Genomic DNA, 25,230 nt, shown 5'->3' on the forward strand with positions numbered 1-25,230 from the left:
TACAATATAATTGTAGACATAAGGAGAGGTGGAAGAATCATGCCAAACAACTCATTCCGAATCGAAAAGGACTTTCTCGGTTCTGTGGAAGTTCCGAGGGAGGCTTATTACGGCGTCCAAACGATGCGTGCGGTAGAGAATTTTCCCATTACCGGATACAGGATATATTCCGAGCTCATTCATGCGCTCGCCCTGGTGAAGAAAGCCGCTGCCCAGGCGAACATGGATATCGGCCAGCTCGACCCTATGATCGGCAATGCAATCATCCAGGCAGCAGACGAAATTATGGGCGGACATTATCATGATCAGTTCATTACCGATCCGATTCAAGGCGGCGCAGGTACTTCGATTAATATGAACGCCAATGAAGTGATCGCGAACCGTGCGCTGGAGATTCTCGGCAAAGAGAAGGGCGATTACGCCTCGGTCAGCCCGAACAACCATGTGAACATGTCCCAATCGACGAACGACGCCTTCCCGACGGCGAATCATATCGCGATTCTGAACCTGCTCGACCGGCTGATCAAGACGACTCGCTCGCTGGCCGATACGTTCAAGAAGAAGGCTCAGGAGTTCGACAGCGTCATCAAAATGGGACGGACGCATTTGCAGGATGCCGTGCCGATCCGCCTCGGACAAGAGTTCGAAGCCTACCGGCGCGTGCTGGAAAGGGACATTCGCAGAATGGACCAGACGAGACAAGCTTTGTTCGAAATCAATATGGGGGCTACGGCGGTCGGCACCGGCCTAAATGCGGATCCGAAGTATATCAAACGGGTCGTCAAGCTGCTGGCCGAGCTAAGCGGTTATCCAATGTTCTCAGCAGCCCAGCTCGTCGACGCCACCCAGAACTGCGATGCGTATACGGAGACGTCGGCAGCGCTCAAGCTTTGCATGATCAACATGTCCAAAATCGCCAACGATTTGCGGCTGATGGCTTCTGGACCTAGAGCGGGGTTCAGGGAAATTTCCCTGCCGTCCCGCCAGCCCGGCTCCTCGATCATGCCGGGCAAAGTCAATCCGGTCATGGCCGAGCTCATTAATCAGGTGGCCTTCCAAGTCATCGGCAACGACACCACCATCAGCATGGCGGCCGAAGCCGGCCAATTCGAGCTGAACGTCATGGAGCCCGTGCTCGTGTTCAACCTGATGCAGTCCATCAGCATCATGAACAACGCCTTCCAATCGTTCCAGAAATACTGCCTGGAAGGAATCACCGCGAACGAGGAGCAATGCAAAGCTTACGTGGACCGGAGCGTCGGGATCATTACCGCGCTCAACCCGCATCTGGGTTACGAAACGGTCAGCAAAATCGCTGCCGAGGCCATTGCGACAGGCCGCTCTGTGCGCGAGCTATGCCTGGAATATAAAGTGTTGACCCCGGAGGAGCTCGATGAAATCCTCGCCCCCCATGAGATGACCTCGCCGGGAATTGCCGGGGCCAGATTCCTGCATCATACCCCTTCCTCCGGGAAGTAAGGGGTGGCCGGGATGACGATCTGCACCGTCGTCCCCATTCCCGGCCTGCTGCCGATCGTTACGCCGTATTCAGCGCCAAAATGGAGCTGGATGCGGCTATTTACGTTGCGGATGCCGAAGCCGACGTTCTGGCCTTCCACCGGGTCGAAGATGCGGCGAATAAGCGCAGGAGGCATGCCAAGGCCGTTATCGATCACCTTGAAGACGATATTGTCGCCGATCTTCTTTGCCTCAATCCGAATATGGAGGGCATCGCCAAACCAGGCATGCTCCAGCGCATTTTCAATGAAAGGCTGTAAAATCAATTTAATGGTCACATAACGCACGATCTCCGGATCGAGGTCATAGGAAATCGCCACCTTGTCCCCGTACTTCGTCCTCTGGATATTGAGATAGGCCTCAGCCTGCTCCAGCTCATGGCGAATCGGGATCACCGTCCTTCCTTCATTTAAAGAAAGACGATAGAACTTGGCGAGATCAAGCACCATCTTCTGCAGCCTGTCGATTTCGCCAAATTTGGCCAGCCGGCTGATAGAGGACAGCGTATTATACAGAAAATGCGGATTGATCTGCGCCTGCAAGGATTCCAGCTCCGCCTCCTTCTTCTCGATTTGCGTCAGATACACCTGTTCGATGAGATGATCAATGTTCTGTCCCATCTCATTCAGCGCGGAGGCGATTTGCGAGAATTCATCCTTGCCCTTGTAGCGCATCCGTTTATGCAGGTCGCCTTCGCGGAAAGCGTTTAATACAGAGACGATCTTCTTGACGCGTACCGAGAAATACCGCGAAATGAACATGCCCGCGACCGAGAATACGATCAGTAAAACAGCACATGTCCCTAATATAAACATGCTGACCCGCACAGAGTCCCGCTCCATAATCGTCATTGGCACATAGGCATGCAGCTTCCAATTCCCGTCATTCAAGGTTTCGGTAATGGTTAAATAATCCTTCTCCGACAGTTCTTCCACTCTCCGGCCAGCGGGGAATTCGCCCGACTGATATAGAATCTTCCCCTGCTCATCCTTCAGGAGCAGCACGCTGCCCTCCCCGATTTTTAAATAGTCCATCGCTTCGAACAGCTCCTGAATTCGAGCGCTAACACGCATAAATCCGACTTCCTTGACTTCCAGCGGGAATACATCAACCATGCGCCGCAACAGAGATATCCGCCCGAATTCCTCATCGCGCTGCACTTTTTTCCAGACCATCGTTTTCCCGTATTCCTCTTCGGGATAGGTCCTGTACCACTCTTGATCAACTAACCGGTCCAAATGATATATGTTGTATTTGCGTTCCAGCATATCCAGGTTCTCTTGTTCGAAGGAGCCATAATAGGTTTCGTTAAAATGCTGATTCTGCAAAAAAATAAACATGGCAATATTGATCCGTGCCGCCTGCATCGCGTTTTGGAACTTGGGCCTGAGAGTTCTCATCGTCCTGTCATAGGTATCCCATCCGTTGTCAAAATGGCGCAGCTGCAAAACCAGGGAATAATCATCATATATAATAGAAGAAACTCGTTCCACATCCTCCAGTTTATATTCGATATTATCCCGAATTTGCAGCAGCGTGGCCTGCGTATTCGTCCGGGCATGCTTGCGGATCGACTCCTGATACATGGCATTCGAGAAATAGCCGATGGCGATGACAGGAATGACGATAAAGAACATATATGTGAGCATCAGCTTATAGCCGAACGGGATATACGGCCTCTGGCTTTTTTTCTCCTTCATAGGGACCAGCATGTCTTCCCTCCTGCATTACTCTCGTTTGCGAAACTCCATTGGCGTCATCCCGTAGGTTTCTTTAAATTGCCTGCTGAAATAAGGGATGTAACGATATCCAACCTGATCGGCTACCTCATAAATTTTGAGCGTCGGATTTCGCAGCAGCTCGCAGGCTTTTTCCATTCTGAGCTGAACCAGCATTTCGCTAAAGGTCTTTCCTACTTCTTCCTTAAATAGATGGCCCAAATAATTCGGCGAGAAGGAAAATTTGTGAGCGATATCCTTCAACGTCATATTCTCATGCATCTGCTCCTGCATCGTGCTCAATATATCGCGGATCAGCCTACTGCACTGGGAGTTCTCCCTTTGCCGCAAGGTTTCGGAAATTTCAAAAGCTTTACGAACAAGCCAGGAGCGAATATCGTCCATCATTTCGAATTTCAATACAATATCCAGACTAGAAAGCTCGAAACCAAGCATTTTGGACAGATCCTCATCCAGCGTGCTCAAATAATGCTCCAGCTTGAAGACGATATACATTGCCAGATTGTAGATCGTAAATTTGGAGCGCAGCGTCGATACCGATTGGAACAAATTATCGATTTCATCATGTATTTGAACGAGCTCGTAATTGGACATGGCCTTGAACAAAGCATCCAGACGAATGTCCAGCGTTTTTGCATCCCTCATTTCCGTAGTACGGCGAACTTCTTCATATTTAATGAGATGCCCCCGGCCAATAAACATTTTGCCATCCAGCGCTTCAAGCGCCTGCCTATAGGATTGCGGGAGCAGAGATATTTCCTGAACCGGCTCTCCAAGACCGATCGTTACGGAAACGGCCAGTTTCGAGTTAACCGCATCATATAATGCCGTAAAACTTTCATTCACTCGATCTCCCTGCATAATGACGGCTAACCGCCGTTTGGACAGCTTGCAGGCATGCTCCATGCCGCACTCCTGCAGCAGCTTATTGATTTTCTGCAGCAAATGATCAGAGTGTCCAGCCTCATCTGGCATGCTCAGCTGTTTCCAATTCAACTCATCCGTTTCAATAACGGCCGCCCGCAGCGGTCCTTGAAGCGCAAATAAACCATTGGCTGCAGCTAGCTTGGTCAAAGCCTCAGACTCATCCCCCTGCAGCTCGCCTTCCAGCAAACGAATGAGCAGCTCATTTTTGGCCATCGGAATCATGCGTTGGTAATGCTTCTCGGCTTCCTTTCGTTTACCTTCGAGCTCGAGCTCCTGCTTGATCGTCTGGAGGGATGCGATCAGTTCATCGTCATCCACCGGCTTAAGCACATAGCTGCAGGCCTTCATCGATAACGCCTGCTTTACGTAGTGGAAATCCTGGTAACCGCTTACAAATACAATGCGAATGTCCGGCTTCTTCTCGATGGCCTTTCGTGCCAGCTCCAGCCCTGACATGTTGGGCATATTGATATCCGTCACCAATATATCCACTGGCCGATGCTTGATAACATCGCAGGCAGCGAATCCATTACTCACGGCATCAACCACTTCAAGCCCCAGCTCAGACCAAGGAATGAACCGCTTCATGCCTTCAAGATCCAGCATTTCGTCATCAGCTAACAGTACTTTGTACATGATGCCCCTCCTCCGAGTCATCGTCTTGGGTTTTATGATGATCCTCTCAGCAAATAGGCAACACAATGAGGGGTCCCGCAGGCCCCCTCAAACACAATTATTAATTTCTATTAATCATGGCCTTGTTCTCTTCCCACTTCATTGTATAATAGTCGAGCACCTTTTGGAATCCAGCTTTCATCGAATCTTCATGGGCCTTATCCAGTATTGTTAACGCTTCTGCATCCGTCTTAGCATACATGGACTGCGGTCTTGCCTTCAGCCATATATCCTTAACCCGCTGGAAGGCAATTCCTTCCTCGGTATCCGGCATCGGGTGCATGTTTACAAACTCCGTATAGTCACCTTGCGTTTTCCATGTGATTTTATATTGCCAGTAAGTGGCCCAGTTGCGGTCCTCTTCCTTCAAGGTCTCTTCATATTTCCCTTTCATATCATCCAGGTATACGGTATTGCCCACCCACTGGAACGGATCCGTGCTTTTTTGATACTCGGCCAGCTGATCTCTTTGCGTGACGTATTTTTCCGTAAATATCGGCGTAGTTCCATCCTCCTGCCATCCTTGCCAGTACTCTCCCTCAACTCCGTAGTATTGCAAGACCATGCCCTCAGGTCCAGTCCACCAGTCAAGGAATGCAAATACAGCCTCAGGATTCTTCGCGCTGGTCGTAATTACCGCAGCATTCCAGCCCAATTTATTATAAGTGCCCGGATAAATTTTGTTCTTATCCAGGCCTTCCTTGTGGATCGGCCAAATCATAAAGTAACCATCATTCGGATCTTTCTTTCTTAACGCTACGTCAGCTTCCATGGCGAATACCGTTGGGTTCCCGGAAGCATACACAGCTACGCGGCCGGATACGAGCTTCTCTTGAACCTGGTCACGGGTTTGTGTCATAGCATCCTGTGTGATCAGACCCTCGCGGAACAATTTGGCCGTATAGACCACAGATTCACGGAACGCCTCGTCTTTATAAATTGATTCCATCTTATCGCCGACAGGAACGGCATAATATCTTTCGGCACTTAAGTTGTTTTCTTTAAATGCAGAATAAATTTGGCTTAGACCATGTCCCTCTGCGGCTAGATCTGTTTCCAGCGGGATGACGTTCGGATATTTCTCTTTAACCATTTTCAAATAGTTGTATAAATCGTCAGTCGTCTCAAGCTTAGGAGATCCGAGTTCCTCGTAGATTCTCTTGTTCACTACCCAGCCCGCATTACCATTCGGACGGTTCGTATACCAGTTCGGGAATTGATACAGCTTCCCGTCAGGTGAACGCAGCATATTTAAGGCTACAGGGTCAAGCCATTTTTTCAAATTTGGGTATTTTTCCAGGTAATCATCAAGCGGCACAAGAAGCCCAGCTTCCCGAAGACGCTCTACGTCTGCACCACGTTCTCCCCAAACGATGTCCGGCAAGTCACCGGAAGCAATCATCGTATTGAGCTTTTAAGCGTTATTGCCACCGTTTGGAATTTCCTTAATTGTGATTTTTTTATTGTCTTGAACCCACTGTGTCATGGGATCTGCTCCCCATTTCGGCATCGTGTACCACTCATAGTTGCCGAAGATTGAGATTTCAAGAGGCTCTTTGCCAAGCTCATACAGGTTGGATTCCTCAGGAGGTGTATTTCCCTCTTGCTGCTGCTCTCCCCCAGTGTTGCTCGGTGCGGCTCCCTTGTTGCCCCCATTGCCGGAGGAGCAACCCACTATGAGCGAGAAGACCATCACCACAGACAAGATACTGATCAGCCAATTTCTTTTTTTCATCCTGCTGCTTTCCCCTTTCAAATTCTTAATTTATGTTTAAAGCATGATGCTCTAAACGCTATGCATACGAGCAGCTCTGCCCGATCTACTCTTTCAGCGAACCTACAAGAACCCCTTTAACGAAATGCTTCTGTACGAATGGATATACAGTAATGATCGGAAGCGTGGCTACCATCATCGTTGCCATGGACAAGGATTTGCTTGTAATCGTTCTCACTTTGGCCATATGCGCCAAAGCCGAGGAATCAAGCCCTCCCTGATCCGTTACAATATTCGAAAGAAGAATCTGCCGGAGGATGGTCTGGATCGGATATTTTTCTACATCCGAAATATAAATCCCCGCCAGGAACCATTCATTCCAGTGCGTAACCGCCGTAAATAAGGACAAAGTCGCTATGACCGGACCCGACAGCGGAATTACGATGCGAAAGAACGTCCCCCAGTTTCCACAGCCGTCTATTCGCGCCGATTCCTCAGGCCCTGCCGGAAGCCCCTGGAAAAAAGTACGGAATATAATCATATTCCAGACGCCGACCAGGGAAGGGATGATAAATACCCAGAAGGAATTCATCAGTCCAAGATTACGGATGAGCAGGAATGAAGGAATCAGGCCGCCCGAGAAGTATAAAGTAATAATACACATAATCATGTAATATTTACGGCCGATTAATTCCCTTTTTGACATGCCATATGCAAAGATGGCTGTACATAAAATCGATCCGATTGTACCGACCACTGTACGAAGAACCGAGATAACAAAGCCGTTAATCAGCCTTTCGTCCTTAAACACCACACCATAATTCTCCAATGTGAATACTCTAGGCCAAAGCGTAATTCCGCCTCTTGAAGTATCCATTCCTTCGTTAAAGGAAATTGCCAGCGCATTCAGGAATGGATACAAGGTTGTAATTGCCAGTAAACTCAAGAAAACATAAATGATAATTACCATGAGCCGATCGCCGAAGCTTTCACGTGCCATTTCCGCATTCCTCCAATTGTGTCAGGATTACCATAGACTATTGCCGGATCTTCTAGCTATTAGGTTCGCCAATGTCAAAAGTCCAACGCTTACTACTGCTTTGAACAAACCGACCGCCGTAGCGAAGGAGTAACGGTAGTTTTCAATACCCACCCGCACGACATACGTGTCGATAACATCGGAGACGTCCCTAAGCGATTTATCTGCAGCGAGGATCAAAATATCTTCAAAGCCTGCACTGAGCAGATTGCCGATAGCCAAAATCATGAAGATCGTAACGACTGGCATGATCGAAGGAAGCGTTATCAAATAAATTTGTTTAAAGCGGCTTGCCCCATCGATGGAGGCCGCCTCATAGGTATGCGGGTCTACTCCGGCAATCGCCGCCAAGTACACTATCGAGCCGAAGCCAATCTCTTTCCACACATTCGTAGTTATGAGAATTCCCCAAAAGTACTCAGGCAAGGACAAGAAATTAATCGGCTGAGAGATCAGGTTAAAGCGCTCCAGCAGCATATTGATGGCACCGCTGTCTACGGACAGCAAGGAGCTCACCAGACCGCCAACAATAACCCAGGACATAAAGTATGGCAAGTAAGTCACGGTTTGGACGGTTCTTTTAAATGCCATATTCCGGACTTCATTCAGCATTAAGGCCAGGATGATTGGCGCTGGAAATCCAATTAGGAACTTAAGGAAGCTGATGACGATTGTGTTGCGCATGACCACACCGAATTCCGGCGAGTTGAAAAAATAATTAAAATGCTTGAATCCTACCCAGGGACTGCTCGTGAAGCTGCTGCCGATTTTATAATCCTGAAAAGAGATTAAAATTCCGTACATGGGAATGTACGAAAAGACAAAAACGAGCGCCAAAGCAGGGATAACCATTAACTGCAAATCCCATTGTTTCAAAAAGCGCATCAGCCCACTCTTCTTTTTTTGGGTCTGCGGCAGGCTTGGCTGCATACTTTTCTCAACGGAAAGCTGTGACATATTGTTGTTCCCTCCTACTCCGTTTTCCAACGTCACTGAAGTAATCCACACTTCTATCTTAAAAAAGCCGGAGGGTATTAACTACTTGCCTAATCAACTAAATCTGATAAAAATCACTGTCTTTATAAATTCTGTGGTCAAAAAAAGAGAGGCCCCTTTCGCCATCGTTGATGACTATTGGGACACCCCCCTGATTATCTTAAGGTTTAGGCAAAAAAGTTCGGCAAATAATGGCGATGTGCTTCCAGCATTTCATCCAGGAGTATTTTGGCCGTAGAGACGGATGGCACGAGCGGGTGATGAACCAATGCCTGTAGCGCCAGCGCCCGATTGCCGGTAACCGCTGCTTCTATCGTTAAGCTCTCGTAGGTCTTCACCGCATGCAATAGGCCCTTGATATGAGGCGGGACATGTCCCGGAACGAGCGGAACCGGCCCGCCGGAGGTCACTACGCAGTTTACCTCGATGGAGGCATCCTCAGGCAAGAAATCATAGATTCCCCCATTGGCCACATTCAGCGTCTGAATGTCGTTGCGCCCCAGATAGAGCGACTGCATCAGTCTTACGGCTGCCTCGGAATAATAAGCTCCGCCGCGCTGCTCCAGCTGTTTCGGCTTCTCTTCCAGGGTCTCGTCCTCGTACAGCTCGAACAATTCCTTCTCTACCCGGCTGACGATATCGGCGCGTGTTCCGTTCTGCCGCAGCGATTCCTTCATTTCCGCAAACATCTCATGTTGCATGTAAAAATATTTGAGATAATAGGTGGGCACGGCGGCCAGCGATTGCAGGAACTCCGGATCCCAGCCGAAAGTGGGAACATTCGATGCGGTATACTCGCCGCCCTCCCCCGCGAGGAGCTCGGGCAGAACCTCCCTGCCGTTCACAAGGGCGGAGGTTACCCAGTGCAGATGGTTGATGCCGACGAATTCCGGCAGCACCTTCTCCTCCGGCACGTGATAGGCCGTGGCCAGAGACTTCTTGAAATTAATCGGCGAGTTGCACAGACCGATCGTCCGAACGCGAGAATATTTCTGAACCGCCTCGGTGATCATGCCTGCCGGGTTTGTAAAGTTCAGCATCCATGCATGCGGAGCCAGCTCCTCGATATCGCGGCAGATGTCCAAAATAACAGGGATCGTGCGCAGCGCCTTGAACATCCCTCCGGGACCGGTTGTCTCCTGGCCGATCACGCCATGCTGGATCGGGATATGCTCATCGAGCTTTCTCGCTTCCAGCATGCCTACGCGCATTTGTGTCGATACGAAGTCCGCGTCCTTAATCGCTTCCCGTCGGTTCAGGGTCAGGTGCACCTGTATAGGCAGCCCAGCCTTGTGGACCATCCGTTTGGCGAGATTGCCGACGATATCCAGCTTGCGTTTTCCGGCCTCGATATCGACCAGCCAAATTTCAGCTATAGGCATTTCACCATAGCCATTTATCAGACCCTCTACCAGCTCAGGGGTATATGAGGAGCCCCCGCCGATGACAGCTATTTTAAGACCGCGTTTATCCTTCATTCTCCGCCACTCCCTTCAGATCGCTGAAGCTTGTATTACGCAAACGGCTCATGATTTCCTCACTCGCCACATGTCCCGCTTTATCCATTGCACTTAATACCGCGCCTGCCACCGGCTCCATCGTAATGCGGGCCACCTTCGCCCGGGGAGCCGTCAGGCGGACGGTCCTGGCCAGCGCTTCGGTCATAATCGTGCTCCGGCCCTTGGCCAGGATGCTGCCGCCGAGCACGACATCAAATTCATCCTTCTCCATGCCCAGCCGGCGAATCAGCGCTGCGGCGGCATTTCCCAGCTCGCTGCCCTGCTCAGCCAAATGACTGGCAGCAACCTCGTCGCCTTGCTCAGCCGCAGCAAATACAACCTCCGCCAGAGATAGCGGAGGAACATAGCCTTGATCCAGCGCCGCGTCCAGCATTTGCGGTACGCTTTGGAAGCCTGTAGCCTTCAGTACAAGATCATGGAGTGCCGTAGGTTTGCCTCGCAAATCCCAGGCCCGTACTGCAGAACGAAACGCGAAGTTCGCGAGATCCCTTCCCGAGCCCTGGCCATCTCCATAAATATATCCGAACCCGCCATACTGTACCTCGTCGCCGGCAAGATTACGAGCGGCGGCATTGAATCCCGTGCCGCTGATGACGACAGCCCCGTAAGAACGTGCCGTGCCCGAACGCATCGCAATCATCGTATCGCAGGCAATGGAATGCTGCGGGAAGCCTAACCTTCGGATCATCGGACGCAGCACCGCATAATCAGGCTCGCGGTCCGCTCCGGCGAGACCGAAATAAGCATGCGTAATATTTTTCGTGGATAAGCCTGCTTCCCGGAGCGCCTGATGACAGGCTGAAGCAATATTATTCTCCGCGTGGGCCGGGTTAGTCTGATGATTTCCATTCCCGCTTGCACCGCGGCCGAGTGTCTCGCCCTTCTCGTTGACGATAAGGCTGTATGTCTTGCTGCCGCCAGCGTCGACACCCAAAAAGATGTTCATAGGTCATCTCTCCTTCTCCCTTTAGGATACGAGGATAACCTGCCGATTTCTTCTGTAATCAAGCTTAAAACTGATACAATCTTACTGTTTTGGATCGCCTGCAGAAGATTTGGGGACCTCTTCCCCCTGCAGCCGCCTTCTCATGGCGGTCGGGGTTACGCCCAAATAATTCATAAACAGCCGGTTAAAATTCGAGAGATTTCTGAACCCGCACTGCCCGGCGATTTCAAGTACGCTTCGCTCTCCTTGCTCCAGCAGCTCGACCGCGTGATCGAGCCGAAGCTGAAGGAGATAGTGCAGCGGCGAGGTCCCGACCACCTGGTTAAACAGCACGCTGAAGCGGGACGGGCTCAAATGAGCGATCTCCGCCATCTCCTTCAGCGTCCATGGATGGGAAACATCACCCTCCAACGCCAAAATGACTGCTCTCATCTGCTCCAATTGTCTGCGGCCGGAAGCAGAGCGGCTTGTTTTTACGCTTGTATTTAGGCTTGTAGCTTCACCCGCTCCAATGGCTCCGCCGGGAATGATGTCTTGCAGCCTGAAGCTGCGATTCACCTCGCCCAGCAGCTGCAGCAATAAACCGCGAATGATCGAGGCATGCGACGGCTTTTGGGCCGCAAATTCGGTATAGATCGTCTCGATGTATCCGGCCAGCCGCTTGCTTCCTGGCAATTCACGTGAAATATGGTTTGAAAAATGAGACCCGGTGTCGCGGAACGGCAGCAAAATTTCCGGATCATACCTTTGCTCGGTGGCAAGCAAAGCCGGCTCCATCATCAGGATAACCATCTCCAGGTCCTTCCCTTCGTAGGCACGATGCAGGTCATCCGAATTGATCAGGAAAATATCGCCCGCGCTGAACGGATATTCCTGCCCATTGATGACATAAATTCCGCTGCCGCGGGTAATCCAGTTGATCTCGAGCGCCCGGTGCCAATGAAGCCGCTGGAACAGCGGGGATACCCCTTCTGTTTTCGAGACATGCAGCGGAAATTGCAGGGGCAGATTGATTTGATCTCGCTGAATGGAAATGGATGACGGCTTCAATTTTTTTACCTCCTGTTGTCGGGTTCACGTTCTTGATAAATAGGGGGCTTGTAAGCTCCCGTTAAAATTTTGCAAAAAAAATAGGCTTGACGAGCAGCATCCAGAACGTTACTATGTTACTTAAATTTGTTAACGATTTGTAATAACTGTTTATATTCGGAATTAAAACCATAATTCTACATGGTGGTTTTTTGGTTCTTTTTGGTGATTTATGCTGATTTTCGTCATGCTTTGCCTCTAACTTAGGTATGAACTCTGTCACAAGCTGTTGCCAATCGGAGCTCCTTGGAACAGTACCTGGACTAGAGTTTATATATAAAATCAACTTCGCAAGGAGGTGATCTTAAGTAAAGACGACCTGCAAATTCATTGTATAAGGAGGTAGTCCTGCGTTGTCAACCATACTCAAGCACAGCTACACAGAGGGTATTATTCAATTTGAGAAAGGGGCTAACGTAATGTCAGCTATTCGTATATCTCACTCGGTTGTTTTGAAAGCGATTACTTCTTTGGGCGTAATGATTCTTTTGTCCTTTTTGATGATTTTGTTTGCCGAACAAGCATCGGCACACGGTTATGTAGACAGTCCGGGCAGCCGGGCAATTCTCTGTAAAAACGGGCAAAACAAGGACTGCGGTGCAATTGTGTATGAGCCTCAGAGCCTAGAAGCGCCAAAAGGCTTCCCTCATGCGGGACCTGCGGACGGCAAGATTGCCAGCGCGGGCGGAATTTTCCCTAAACTGGACGAGCAGTCCGCTACGCGCTGGACAAAGGTGAACATCAATGCGGGTACGAATACGTTCAATTGGAAGCTTACCGCAGCTCATGCAACCGCCAGCTGGAAATACTATATCACGAAAGACAACTGGGATCCGAATGCGCCTCTTTCCAGAAACTCCTTTGATCTGACTCCTTTTTGCTCCGTAGACTATGGTGGTGCACGCCCTCCATTCGAATATTCGAATACCTGCAATGTTCCGCAGCGCAGCGGATACCATGTCATCCTGGCAGTTTGGGAAGTCGCTGATACGGCGAATGCCTTCTACAATGTCATCGATGTCAATTTCGGCGGCAGCAATCCCCCTTCCGATACGATTGCCCCAAGCGCGCCTGGAGCTCTAACATCTACTGGAACTACTTCAACGAGTGTGTCCTTGGCTTGGAATGCATCTACGGATAACGTGGGCGTTACCGGATATGAAATTTACAACGGCAGCTCGCTTGTCGCAACGGTTCCCGGCTCTGCATTGAGCTATACCGTTACGGGATTAACCGCAAATACTTCATATACCTTCACCGTGAAAGCTAAAGACGCCGCTGGCAACCTGTCGAATGCCAGTAATCCGGTTACCGTAAGGACGGAAGGAGTTATTGCGGACACTGAAGCCCCTTCGGCTCCCGGCAATCTGCATGTCATGGGTACGCCCACTTCTTCCAGCGTCTCTTTGATGTGGAGTCCCTCCACGGATAACGTGGGCGTAGCAGGTTATCGCATCTACAACGGTACGGCTCTGGTTGCGACGGTCTCCGGCGCGACCACCGATCATGTCGTTACAGGACTTGGCGCAAATTCGACATATACTTTCACAGTTCGAGCCTTCGACGCTGCTGGCAACCAATCCGCGGCAAGCAATTCGGTCAGCGCCAAGACGGCCGAAGCGCCGGCAGCCCAGGCATGGGAGCCGAATACGGCTTACACAGCTGGAACGCTTGTAACGTATAACGGCTCGGTATATGAATGCCGCCAGGCCCATACTTCCCTGCAAGGATGGGAACCGGACAATACGCCAGCCTTATGGCTTTTGAAGTAGAACCGGATGACTGATCCGGCATGATATAGCCGAACCAGCCTCGCCCCTTTTAAACTGCCGGTCAACAACCTCCAGGTTGATCCATCGGCAGCTAAAGGGGCTTTGCGCCGTTTATGGCGGAATACATATCCTATAAATTGAACTAAATCCAACATTCCTCTAACATCAGGTTTAATCCAGCGACTACTAGCTTTCCAGCTAGGCGAAGCATGTTACAATAAATAGAGATCAATAACCGGGTGGGAGAAACCATGGAACTTCAGCAGCTTCAAACCGAATATATTCCCTCAAAGCCGCCGCTGCGCGCGCGGCTTGGCCGTAGAATCCGCGACACCTATCGCTATGATAGCGTTTTTTGGCGAATGGCTGTCGTCGGTCCATGGGGAGCGGCGATGTTCGTATTTGCTTTGGCTGCGCTGGGCATGCCTACCGGCTTTGGCGCTTTGGCGGATATTCTGGCCTTTATCTCCGTGGGGACGACAGGGCTGTTTATCGCCGCCCATTTGGCTGCCGTACTGCTCGCGCTAATCGGCCTGCCGCTTCCCCGGCTGTATGCCGGCACAGTGATATATGCGCTTACGGTCATTTTCTTTATTTTTTGGCAGGATCATGATACGGTCATCTCCGCGGTTACTGCAATTGTCCTCACGCTGACGGGCATCGCGCTGGGAATCGGCGCCGGAATGCTTCGTACCCGATTTAGCCGACGGCTGAGATTCTATGCAGCTGCCGTGCTTGGGCTCCTATGCGTGTCCGCGGCGGTATGGCCTGCAGACAACCCGGCGGCATACCCGGGCATAGCGAAACACGCAGCACCCATCGAAGCGGAGAATCCGGCCAGACCGGGACATTACAGCTATACTACGTTCGACTACGGAAGCGGAAACGATTATTGGCGGACAGAATACGGCAAGGAGGCCGATCTTGTTTCGACTTCAGTAGACGCCTCCCTATATATTAAGAAATGGCCTGCTTTCCGTACCCGCTATTGGGGATTCGATCAAAGCTCGCTTCCCCTGAACGGCAGAGTTTGGATGCCCGAAGGAAACGGCTCCTTTCCGCTGGTGCTCATGGTCCACGGCAATCACCTGATGGAGGATTTCTCTGATGAGGGCTATGGCTATTTAGGCGAGCTCCTGGCCAGCCGAGGCTTCATCGCTGTATCGGTTGATGAGAATTATTTGAATTATTCCGTCTGGACGGGGATTCCGGACAATGACATGAAAGTCCGTGCCTGGATCCTGCTGAAGCATCTGCAACAGATCGAAAGCTATGCAGGCGATGCAGCAACCCCTTTTTACCAGAAAGTGAATTTTGCGCAAATCGGATTAATCGGACATTCCCGGGGCGGTCAGGCGGTCGCCATGGCGAAGGACGCGGGACGCTGGTTCAGTGCGGACGAGACGCTAGGCGACTTGGAGCGTTACAACATTCAGGCCATCATAGCGATTTCGCCCACGGACAAGAAGGTGGACGGAGAGTTTGCCAGAATCAAGGACGTCAGCTACTTGGCTCTGCAAGGGGCGCGGGACGCGGATGTGAACGATTTTGATGGCGACCGTCAGTATATTAGGACTTCCTTCACGAAACCATCCGCTCACTTCAAGTCTTCCGTATATATCACGGACGCCAATCACAGCCAATTTAACACCGAATGGGGCTTTCGGGATATCAGCTTTCCGAAGGGAATCTTCTTGAACCAGCAGGCGATCATCGGTCCCAAAGAGCAGCGGGAGATTGCCAAGATATACGTCTCAGCCTTCCTGGAGTCAACGCTTCACGGGAATGAGAGCTACTTGCCTTTATTCCAGGATTACAGGACAGGACTTCACTGGCTTCCCGCGGACACCGGATACTTCGGCCGCTTTGAGAGCGCCCTTTTCCACAAGATGGCCTGGCACGATGAAGATTTGAACCGGGGCACGCTTCCAAATGGCGGTTTGGCTCAAGGCAATCATTTAACCTGGGTGGAAGAAGAGGTCACAAACCGCAAATCCGTAAACAAAGGAACCCGGGCCATAACCTTGGAATGGGCAGATAGAGCAAATAACGAGGAGCCTGCTTCCTATTCGTTATCATGGAACTCCTCCTTCCTGCCAAGGAAGATGAGCACACCTCCCGAAATCCTTTCGTTTTCAATAGCTGACCGCAGCTTCGAGCTCACTGAACCGGCGGCATCCTCCGCCGGGCTGCAGGCTGAGGTGGAACTGCAGAGCACTAACGGCGAAACGGCCCGTATATCACTAGCCGACTATATAAAGATTGCACCCCCGCCGGATGTTGCCTTTACCATCCTTCCTTGGGTAGAGAAGCGCCTGTCCGACGGCAAATACAAATATCCGCAGGAGGCGGTATTTCAGACGGTAATGCTAGACTTGGCGGAGTTCGCCAAAATCAATCCCCAGCTGGATTTGTCCGCGCTTAAGGGAATTACTTTCTATTTTTCCGAAGGCCCGGGCAAGATCATGCTCGATGATATCGGTATATACTAAGCAACAATGCGGCAACAACATGCAAAAACCGCCATCCCTGCCGGGGATGGCGGTTTTGTTGCGGCGGCTGATAGCCGGCTTTTAACGATGTGATCTACTCTTTCGGAACAAGCTGGTAAATCTCGCCGCTTTCCATAGCATCAATCAAACGGTCAAGCCATTCGTAGTACTTAACGGCATCAATCATTTTTTTGCGATCCTCCTCAAGGATAGCCGCAATGGCTCCTTCCGGTTCAGAGGCCAGCCATTTATTTATCTCCTCGATCGACCTGCGCAGGATGAGGATGTTGGATTCCACCGCTTTTCTCCACTTGATCGCGAAATAATCTGTAAATGTCTGATGCCAGTCGTACTCGACCTCATATAAATCCTTACGGGAGCCTTTCTCCCACACTTTGTTCACCATTTTAAGATCAAGCAGAGTCCGCACGCCCGTGCTCATGCTTGTCTTGCTCATCTTCATCTCCAGACCCATTTCATCCAGTGTCATCGGTTTATCTGCAAAAAAAAGCAGACCGTAAAGATGACCTGTCGACAACGAAATCCCGTATAAATCCATGTTTCTGCCAATGGCTTCAATAACCCGTTTACGAACTTTCATTATATCCGCCTGCTGCTCTGGGGTGAGCTGGTCCAAGCCCATGCTTGCAACCTCCTATCACGATACTTCTTATATCTTAAAAAAAGGCCAGATAAAAGTAAAGTGGCGGCTTAGCGAGCATTTGTAAGGATAAGGGAGTATATATACCATTCACTCTGTACAGTTTTTTCTGTACGTTCTATACGAACCGTATTAACGGTTGTTTAGATTCCCTTTTTTTTGTTAGACTAAGTACCATGTGAGGCTGCAGGCCCGTGCAACCTTAGAATTTCATTAGAAAAGGAGTGGATAATTTGGATGAACCCATTCTAGAAGTAAAGCAAGTTACTAAATTGTTTGGCCCGAATGCAGAGCAGGGACTTCAGCTGCTTGAGCAGGGACAAACGAAAGAACAGTTGGCTAGCCGCGGCATCACCGTTGGCGTGAATCGGGTCAGCCTGGACATCCGTCAGGGAGAAATCTTCGTCATTATGGGACTATCGGGAAGCGGTAAGTCGACCCTCGTCCGGATGCTGAACCGGCTGATCGAGCCGACCTCAGGTCAAATTCTCATTCACGGTCAGGATTTGCTGAAAATGAACAAAGCCCAACTGCGGAAAATACGTCAAAAGAGCATTAGTATGGTATTTCAGAAATTTGCGCTGTTTCCACACAGAACGGTGCTGCAAAACGTTGAGTATGGCCTGGAAATCCAAAAAATCGACGCAAATACCCGGAAACAGAAAGCAGAACAAGCTCTGGAACTTGTCGGGCTAAAGGGCTGGGGTGACAAAATGCCGGATGAACTCAGCGGCGGCATGCAGCAAAGAGTTGGACTCGCCAGAGCCTTGGCCAATGACCCCGAGGTGCTGCTGATGGATGAAGCATTCAGCGCTCTCGATCCCTTAATACGCCGGGATATGCAGGATGAGCTGATCGAGCTGCAGGAGAAAATGAAGAAGACGATCGTCTTTATTACGCATGACCTTGATGAGGCCTTGCGGATCGGGGATCGGATCGCCTTGATGAAGGATGGCTCGCTCATCCAAATTGGCACGCCTGAAGAAATGCTCACTCAGCCGGCTAACCATTATGTCGAACGATTTATTGAAGATGTGGATCTCTCGAAGGTGCTGACTGCTTCGCATGTGATGCGCAGACCCGAGACGATTACGCTGGATCGCGGTCCGCGGGTAGCCTTGCAGTTGATGCGGGAACGGGGAATTTCAAATCTTTTCGTCGTCGATCGCTCCATGCGCTTGCTTGGCGTCATTACCGCGGAAGATGCATCTGACGCGAACAAGACAGGCAAAACGCTTTCGGATATTCTGATCAGCGATAGCCCGCAAGTACCGCCGGATACTGTTCTTAGCGACTTATTCGAAGCGACCAGTTCCACTAAGGTGCCGCTGGCTGTTGTCGATGAGCAGAGACGGCTGCTGGGCGTTATTGTACGGGGTGCCGTGTTAGGCGCGCTTGCAGGAGATGTGCGCGAGATGGAGGTGAAGCAGCATGAACTTCATTCCTAAAATTCCTCTCGCGGATTGGATCGAACTAATCGTAGATTGGATGGAATCCAACCTGGGGGGCTTTTTCGAGGGGCTGTCCAAGATCATTGAAAGTGTTGTCGAGTTCTTCTCGTGGCTATTTCTCTTACCGCACCCGCTACTATTCATCGCTATATTCGGTGTCCTGGCCTACCTGATCGGAAGAGTACCGCTCACGTTATTTACAGTGATCGGCTTCCTGCTGATCGACAATCTCGGCTATTGGACGGAAACGATGAATACGTTAGGCCTCGTAGTCACTTCCGGCATTATTTCAGTGGTCTTAGGTATCCCTATCGGAATATGGAGTGCCTATAGCAAAACTACTCACCGCATTATTTCACCATTGCTTGATTTCATGCAAACGATGCCTGCCTTCGTCTATCTTCTGCCTGCCGTGACTTTCTTTAGTCTTGGGGTAGTGCCGGGAGTAATCGCATCTGTCATCTTCGCGATTCCGCCGACAATCCGCTTGACCTATCTCGGTATCAAGCAGGTATCCGGCGAGCTTACCGAAGCTGCCGACGCCTTCGGTTCGACCTCGTGGCAGAAGCTGTTTAAAGTGGAGTTGCCTCTGGCAATGCCTACGATGATGGCTGGCATAAATCAGACGATTATGCTGTCCCTTTCGATGGTCGTAATCGCTTCGATGATCGGTGCGCAAGGAATTGGAGCGACGGTATACCGCGCGGTGACTCAGCTTAAGATCGGGCAGGGCTTCGAAGCCGGATTGGCTGTCGTCGTACTTGCTATTGTGCTGGACCGCTTTTCGCAAAATTTATTCAAATCCAAAAAAAGAGGTGCATAATTCATGAGGAACAGGAAAACTAATATATGGATGTTGTTAAGCTTGGCAGCCGTACTGCTGCTGTCTGCCTGCGGAAATTCAGGAAATGCTGGGGGTAACGCCGGCAATACAGCTGGGAATGCCGGAGGCAAGTCGCTCGGCGACCAAGTAAAGCATGAAATCATCGGCATTGATCCTGGTGCCGGCATCATGAAGGCGGCTAGCGCAGCCATCGAGGAATACGGACTATCCGACTGGACATTGATCGAAGGTTCCAGCGCGGCCATGACGGCAACACTGGCCAAGGCGATCAAATCCGAGCAGCCGATCATTATTACGGGCTGGACGCCCCACTGGATGTTCGCCAAATATGATCTGAAATATTTGGAAGACCCAAAGAAAGTATTTGGAGAGGCAGAGGAAATCCATACCGTCGTTCGCAAAGGACTGAAGGAAGCTCATCCGGAAGCCTATGAATTCCTTGAACGCTTCGAGTGGACTTCGGACGAGATGGGCGAAATTATGACGGCCATCCAGGAAGGACAGGATCCAGCGGAAGCGGCCAAAGCCTGGGCCGAAAGCCACAGCGACCGTGTTGACGTTTGGACGGCGGATATTCAGCCGGTCAACGGCGACACCTTTAAACTCAGCTATGTAGCATGGGATTCCGAGATCGCCAGCACGAATCTGATTCAATACATTTTGGAGAGCCGCCTTGGATATAAGGTAACTGCGCTTCAGGTAGAAGCAGGCCCTATGTGGACGGGCGTAGCCAACGGCGATGTGGATGCAACGGCTGCAGCTTGGCTGCCGCTGACCCATGCTGATTACTGGGATAAGTACAAGGATCAGGTAGAGGATCTTGGTGCAAATATGACCGGAGTCCGTACCGGACTTGTCGTTCCGTCCTATGTAGAAGCCAACTCCATCGAAGACTTGAAATAATTCTCATTATGTAAAATACAACTCAATCTTGCGGCTATTCATTTGGCCTAACGGCATAGAACCCATCCCGCTTCAGCGGGATGGGTTCCTTTATAAAAAAGGGAGTATCTATACTTTAACTGCCCTTCCTTAATGCCACATTATCATAACCTGAAAAAGAAATTAAAAATGGTTTTTTTTCAGCTTATTGAGCGTACCCTGTTCGAACTCGCCCAGCCTCCATAAAACAATATTATCGTATCCCGACTGCTGGGCTATGTGAATCCATTGCGATATTGTCTCCCCATCCGCATACCACACGGTATGCTTCTGACCTTCTTCATCCTTATAAGAAAAATAGAGGCTTCCGCTAGCCTTATCCCTCATCGGTACGGCCGTACGGCTCTGCCGCAGCAGCTCTGCCGCCTGCTTCTCCGTCAAGGAGGTCACCCCCCCGCCGTCCGTCCAGTCAAAGCCGCCCACCGAGAATGCGATCGCCGCTTCGCCTGGCAGTACTTTCATGCGGGAAGCCAGCTTCCTAATAAATGCATGATCCGCTTTCGGACCTGGACCGCTATGGCTGCCGAACAAATTGTAAGCCATCATTACATACACCGGCCCTTCAGGCAGCGCCAGCCGCTCTATAGGGGTACGCGGCTCCAATATGACACGGAGCGATTTCCCTTTGGCGTGCAGGCGTTCATACAATTTTGCATAGAAAATGCAGAGCTTCTCCCAGTCCGCATCCCCGATCTTCTCAAAATCCATCTCAACGCCGTCAAATCCGTACCGTTCCACGGTGTCGATGATCTCTTCGATATGCTGCTCCTGACTTTCCCGCGTGGCCAAAATACGCGAAACAATGCCCGGATCCTTCTGCACTGCCGTTCCATCCGGGTTCCAGCGGTCATTGACGATCGTCAAATCCACGTACTTTACGCCGCCTTTCCGCGCCGTCTGGAATATATGCGGAAGCGCCTTATGCATGTCGTCGGTAAAATAGAGATGGTTCTCACTGTCGAAGTAAGCGGCAAACGCCTGCAGCCGGTCGAGATTCCTGCTGATCTGCTGTAAATCGGCCACACCGGATTCCCATTTCCAATCCACGACCCATGCGGACATTTCCAAATCCTGCTCCACGTCCACCGCCCGGATTGTTTGCTCCTCATTCTCCTGCCTGTAAAACCATATAATACCCGCGATAATGACTATAATTACAGCAGCCATAATATATACCCATCGTCTCGTCATCTATGCTCTGACACCTTTCTCTTCTTTCTATTCCGTTATTAGAAGGTGTCCATCACCCAAGTTATGGAGGCGTCCAACCCTTTTTTGAGGCCGTGAACGATACCCTGAAAGCCAGTGATTCTATGGCTGAACACAACATCAGGGCTGCCGTCCTCCTTCGTTATCCGCGCCACTTCAAAATCCTCGAATACGCCGTCGTAAATATCGTCCTTCTTATTTTGCCCGCTGTATTCCGCTTCAAGGGCAATGCCGCCGTTTTTCACCACACCGTCAAGCGCCATTCCGTCAGCAATACGATCACCGTCGACTATGATGGTCAGCTGGTCTCCGCTCAGCTCCACCTGCAATTGCCTTATCTGCCGAATATTCGTCGGGTACTCTTCCTCCTTCGGCCCGGCGCTTGCGGCAATTTGTTCCTTCGTGTATACCGAAGCCTTAGAGAAAGCGAGATCCTCTTCGCTCCAAGCTATCGGCTGCAGCGGGCTGGAGAATACGCGCTCGGCCTTGCCGCCTGCTTTTTGCTGTTCGATGTGCAGCTGGTTGTTCTCGACGACCACCCTTAGAAAAGCTCCCGCCCGACGGTCATAACGGACATATACGGTCTGCTTGCCGACCACGTTCCCCGCTAATTTGTAGGAGATTACCGTATTCTCGCTGTTCTCGCTATTGTTCAAGTACAGCATGCCCGGGGCTGCCGGAGGGGAAGTCAGAATAATCCGATTGTCGGCAAACTGCGCCGCTCCGCCAACGAGCTGCCAAGGTTCGGCAAGCTTTTCGTCACCGCGGACAAACTGCATCTTCTCTCCCGTATCCTTCTGTATTTTCATCAGCAAATGATTGGTGTACCAGTACGGCGCCGCCTGTACCCGCGTCAAATCATACACATCTGCGTCAGCAGAGTTGAAGGCCTCGCCTTCCCGATTGAAATGAATGCTGAACAGCTGCTCGATGTTCGTGTTGTTTGCGTGAGCAACCAGCGGGTTCATTCCGTTGTTCAAGGCGTTTGCGTGCATGATCATGTATACTTGAGGCACAAATCCCAGCTTGCTGGTGTAGATGTCCTTCATCGCGGCATAATCGCTATGAATCCGCGCTTCCATCTCCGTTCGATTCTCTGCCGGGATCATATTCTCGTCCCGAATGAAATCCATCAAATAATGGTTATAATACTCGATATGCTCCTTATTGGTTAATTCGTTCTCTTCCTTCATCCCAATGAAGCTGCCCTGATCATCAAAAATATTGATGTATGTCAGCCGATTTCCATTAGTCCCCAGCTCCCAATAGCCTGACTTCATCATGTTCAGCATCTCTTTTGGCTGCACGAACTTGCGCTCGCTCTTTCCCATTTTGTTCGCATAAGAGAAAAACGTCGCCTTGTAATTATATTTCTCCAGCAGCGGTTGGGAGTACAGGCTGGAGTCGTTTCGTCCGTCCTCAAACGATAAGTACAGCGCTTTGTCCGGCAGCGGTTTGTGATGAAAATAGAAATCCAAAATATCCTGCTGCGATATCGTCACGTAGCCCTGGGCATATAGCGCCTTCAGCTGCTGATCAAGCTCGCTCTTGGCCACCAGCTTCGGCGTGGCTGAACGCCCTACACCGAAATAAGATATGGCGATAAAACCTTTATGATTGCGCCATTCGGATTTGTCAGGCTCCTCATATCGCCGGATTCCGAACAAGGCGTCGAACAGCAATACGCCCACGGCCAGCAAAATCGCACTTTGCACGATGGTCCTGATCCATTTTCTGCGATTTTTCTTGCGATAATCCAGGGCAGAGTTCCGGTTCTTCTTTAACATTTCTGCCATCCTCACTCTATGAATCTTCAGGCGATTGCTTTAGAACGGCAATCCGATTCTTTTTTTATTTTTTTGCCTTCGCGCTTCCTTCTTCTCTCTAGCTTCAATATCCTGCGGCGTCTCCCTTGTCCCCCAGGTAGACTTCCAGAACGTCACCCAAGCCACCGGCATCTGCCACAGAAGCACTGCCTCGTAAAATACGCAGAATATCAGTCCGTATACCCACAGCCTGCTCTTGCGGAACAATAGATGGGCCAGACTCATCAGCAGTCCCATGAGAAGCAGTCCCATCAGAAACGTGCCCGGGAAAATCTGATAAGCTAGCGGGACATAAACCAGGTTGTACAGCACGACAACCGGCGCCGCGATCGGCACGATAACCCCGACGTAGAAAAATAGCGACATAAAAGGCTCTTTACGCCAAATAAACCCCGAGGCCCGCAGCGACTCGCGCAGCCATGAACGCTTCCAGCGCATTTGCTGCTTCAGGAACACGCTCATCTTCGACGGCACAATCGTGGAGCAAATCGCACTATCCTGGTAGCCAGTACGATGCGTCTTTAAAATAAAATTCGTCATGCTCCGGTCATCGCCAAAGGTCGCCGGCTGTCCCAGGAACTTCTGGTTCAGCCACGCTTCGGAATGCTGCAGTACAAGGTCCTTGCGATAACAGGACAGCGGGCCGGACAGGCAGGTGACGCTATCGAAATACGATTCCGCTGCCTTCATAATGCGAAACGCGATATAATAACGTACGGTTTGCAGCTTCGTGATCGAATTCGTATATTTGTTCTCGACATCCGTACGACCGGCGACGCCGCCCATACGCGGGTCCTGGAACGGCTGTACTAAATGCTTGATGGCCGTCGGCTCCAGGAAGCTGTCAGAATCCACGAAGACGACGAGATCATGCTTCGCCATTTCCACGCCCTTCACCAATGCGACCCGCTTGCCCCCGTTCTCCGGCAACACGACCATCTTCAGCCTTTCCTTGGTGGCGTAGCGCTCTGCTTCCTGGTGAACCATCTCTATCGTCCTGCGGATTTCCTCGGCGGAATGATCGGTCGACCGGTCATCGACGACGATCACCTCCAGCTTATCGACCGGATAATCCTGGTTGATGCAGCTTAGTATCGTCCGGTGAATCCACTCAGCTTCATTGAAGCACGGGATAATGATGCTCACGCCCGGCGTATAATCCGGATTGACCGGCACGTCCCGGTAAAACGCCCCAAACAAATACCGGCTCAGCAAAAAGATCGCCGCGATCAAACTATATAAATACAGCCAGAAATTGTATTTAAAATAAATGACGCTCTCCACGCGCATCAGCATAATGATGGCGACGGCGATGAACAGCATTCCGCTCGCCGTATAAATCGAATACCCCCAGCGTTTCTTCTGGAAATACTCGGTCAGCGGCTTTGCAAATTGCAGGGCAACCCTCTGTTTAATCTGTCCCTCCGCCTCCTGCGTAAACAGGCGGACAACGTCCGTGCCTAGCCTGACGGAAGACTCGAAGCCCTCTGGCATCGTTCCCGGCGGGATATGGCAGCGAAGCTCATAACGGTCGCCTACCTCAAACTTGCCCGCTTCAGTACCCAATTCAATCAATATACCCGTTGACGATATATCGACGGCCCGGGCCTGAATGCCTGCCTTTTTCTTTTCTCCCTCGGGAATTAGCAGAACGTCGAAATCCGCGATATAACGAAGGCTGAGCAGCCGCAGCTTCTCCCGGGAATCCGAATCATTGCCGTCCAGCTCCGGCTCCAGCCCATCGCCCCTCAGTCCTCTGCGGTCGAGCCGTCCCCGAATATTCTCAGGATCAGGCACATGCGACAATGTACGCCTGTCAACTTTAGGTATTGTCAGTACTTCTTCCTTTTTCTTCTTACTTTTAATCACT

General features: G+C 50.7%; 17 protein-coding genes and 1 pseudogene. 6 read left to right on the forward strand and 12 right to left on the reverse strand.

Annotated elements, in window-relative coordinates; genetic code table 11:
* The first annotated feature begins 39 nt into the window (after nucleotides 1–39).
* Complete coding sequence (gene aspA, locus QNH46_RS18785; RefSeq protein ID WP_283925585.1) at nucleotides 40–1,479, forward strand: aspartate ammonia-lyase; 1,440 nt, start codon at nucleotides 40–42, stop codon at nucleotides 1,477–1,479.
* Here the strand turns inward: aspA and QNH46_RS18790 are convergent.
* From QNH46_RS18790 to QNH46_RS18825, 8 genes and pseudogenes are all read right to left on the reverse strand, one after another.
* Complete coding sequence (locus QNH46_RS18790; RefSeq protein WP_283925586.1) at nucleotides 1,455–3,218, reverse strand: sensor histidine kinase; 1,764 nt, start codon at nucleotides 3,216–3,218, stop codon at nucleotides 1,455–1,457. The two genes, aspA and QNH46_RS18790, sit on opposite strands and share 25 nt — an antisense overlap.
* 27 nt (nucleotides 3,219–3,245) lie before the next feature.
* Entirely contained in the window at nucleotides 3,246–4,820 is a 1,575-nt protein-coding gene (locus QNH46_RS18795) for a response regulator (protein WP_283925587.1), read from the reverse strand.
* Nucleotides 4,821–4,920: 100 nt separating this feature from the next.
* Nucleotides 4,921–6,594, reverse strand: a pseudogene (locus QNH46_RS18800) (extracellular solute-binding protein).
* An 85-nt stretch (nucleotides 6,595–6,679) separates the two neighbouring features.
* Nucleotides 6,680–7,573: a carbohydrate ABC transporter permease gene (locus tag QNH46_RS18805; protein WP_283925588.1), complete on the reverse strand. Its 894-nt coding sequence runs from the start codon at nucleotides 7,571–7,573 to the stop codon at nucleotides 6,680–6,682.
* Between the two features lie 27 nt (nucleotides 7,574–7,600).
* Nucleotides 7,601–8,569: an ABC transporter permease gene (locus tag QNH46_RS18810; RefSeq protein WP_283925589.1), complete on the reverse strand. Its 969-nt coding sequence runs from the start codon at nucleotides 8,567–8,569 to the stop codon at nucleotides 7,601–7,603.
* A gap of 206 nt (nucleotides 8,570–8,775) precedes the next feature.
* Nucleotides 8,776–10,086: a 6-phospho-beta-glucosidase gene (locus QNH46_RS18815; protein WP_213594408.1), complete on the reverse strand. Its 1,311-nt coding sequence runs from the start codon at nucleotides 10,084–10,086 to the stop codon at nucleotides 8,776–8,778.
* Nucleotides 10,076–11,074, reverse strand: a complete 999-nt coding sequence (locus QNH46_RS18820; RefSeq protein WP_213594406.1) for an N-acetylglucosamine kinase — start codon at nucleotides 11,072–11,074, stop codon at nucleotides 10,076–10,078. Before QNH46_RS18820 ends, QNH46_RS18815 begins: the two co-directional genes overlap by 11 nt.
* 81 nt (nucleotides 11,075–11,155) lie before the next feature.
* The gene (locus QNH46_RS18825; protein ID WP_213594404.1) at nucleotides 11,156–12,124 is read right to left on the reverse strand and encodes an AraC family transcriptional regulator; all 969 of its coding nucleotides are present in this window, start codon (nucleotides 12,122–12,124) and stop codon (nucleotides 11,156–11,158) included.
* A gap of 518 nt (nucleotides 12,125–12,642) precedes the next feature.
* Between QNH46_RS18825 and QNH46_RS18830 the strand changes: the two genes are divergently transcribed.
* Nucleotides 12,643–13,935, forward strand: a complete 1,293-nt coding sequence (locus QNH46_RS18830; protein WP_430691948.1) for a lytic polysaccharide monooxygenase — start codon at nucleotides 12,643–12,645, stop codon at nucleotides 13,933–13,935.
* Nucleotides 13,936–14,186: 251 nt separating this feature from the next.
* Nucleotides 14,187–16,427, forward strand: a complete 2,241-nt coding sequence (locus QNH46_RS18835) for an alpha/beta hydrolase family protein (protein ID WP_283925590.1) — start codon at nucleotides 14,187–14,189, stop codon at nucleotides 16,425–16,427.
* Nucleotides 16,428–16,521: 94 nt separating this feature from the next.
* Here the strand turns inward: QNH46_RS18835 and QNH46_RS18840 are convergent, their stop codons facing one another.
* Nucleotides 16,522–17,070, reverse strand: coding sequence for a GbsR/MarR family transcriptional regulator (locus QNH46_RS18840; RefSeq protein ID WP_213594400.1), 549 nt, complete (start codon nucleotides 17,068–17,070; stop codon nucleotides 16,522–16,524).
* A 251-nt stretch (nucleotides 17,071–17,321) separates the two neighbouring features.
* Between QNH46_RS18840 and QNH46_RS18845 the strand changes: the two genes are divergently transcribed.
* From QNH46_RS18845 to QNH46_RS18855, 3 genes are read left to right on the forward strand one after another with little or no spacing between them, the layout of a single operon-like run.
* A complete protein-coding gene (locus QNH46_RS18845) occupies nucleotides 17,322–18,536 on the forward strand; it encodes a quaternary amine ABC transporter ATP-binding protein (protein WP_213594398.1) in 1,215 nt (404 codons plus the stop codon).
* On the forward strand, nucleotides 18,520–19,362 hold the full coding sequence (locus QNH46_RS18850) for an ABC transporter permease (RefSeq protein WP_155611448.1): 843 nt from the start codon (nucleotides 18,520–18,522) through the stop codon (nucleotides 19,360–19,362). Before QNH46_RS18845 ends, QNH46_RS18850 begins: the two co-directional genes overlap by 17 nt.
* 3 nt (nucleotides 19,363–19,365) lie before the next feature.
* Entirely contained in the window at nucleotides 19,366–20,286 is a 921-nt protein-coding gene (locus QNH46_RS18855; protein WP_283925591.1) for a glycine betaine ABC transporter substrate-binding protein, read from the forward strand.
* Nucleotides 20,287–20,448: 162 nt separating this feature from the next.
* Here the strand turns inward: QNH46_RS18855 and QNH46_RS18860 are convergent, their stop codons facing one another.
* Genes QNH46_RS18860 through QNH46_RS18870 form a run of 3 tightly spaced genes read right to left on the reverse strand, consistent with a single transcriptional unit; the run spans nucleotide 20,449 to nucleotide 25,229 of the window.
* Nucleotides 20,449–21,516: a glycosyl hydrolase family 18 protein gene (locus tag QNH46_RS18860; protein ID WP_283925592.1), complete on the reverse strand. Its 1,068-nt coding sequence runs from the start codon at nucleotides 21,514–21,516 to the stop codon at nucleotides 20,449–20,451.
* Nucleotides 21,517–21,554: 38 nt separating this feature from the next.
* A complete protein-coding gene (locus QNH46_RS18865; protein ID WP_347342925.1) occupies nucleotides 21,555–23,330 on the reverse strand; it encodes a polysaccharide deacetylase family protein in 1,776 nt (591 codons plus the stop codon).
* Nucleotides 23,331–23,360: 30 nt separating this feature from the next.
* Nucleotides 23,361–25,229 carry a glycosyltransferase family 2 protein gene (locus QNH46_RS18870; RefSeq protein ID WP_283925593.1) on the reverse strand — a complete coding sequence of 623 codons (1,869 nt, stop codon included), beginning with the start codon at nucleotides 25,227–25,229 and terminating at the stop codon, nucleotides 23,361–23,363.
* Between the last annotated feature and the right edge of the window lies 1 nt (nucleotide 25,230).

Origin of the sequence: Paenibacillus woosongensis, assembly GCF_030122845.1 — a bacterium.
Classification (GTDB): domain Bacteria; phylum Bacillota; class Bacilli; order Paenibacillales; family Paenibacillaceae; genus Fontibacillus; species Fontibacillus woosongensis_A.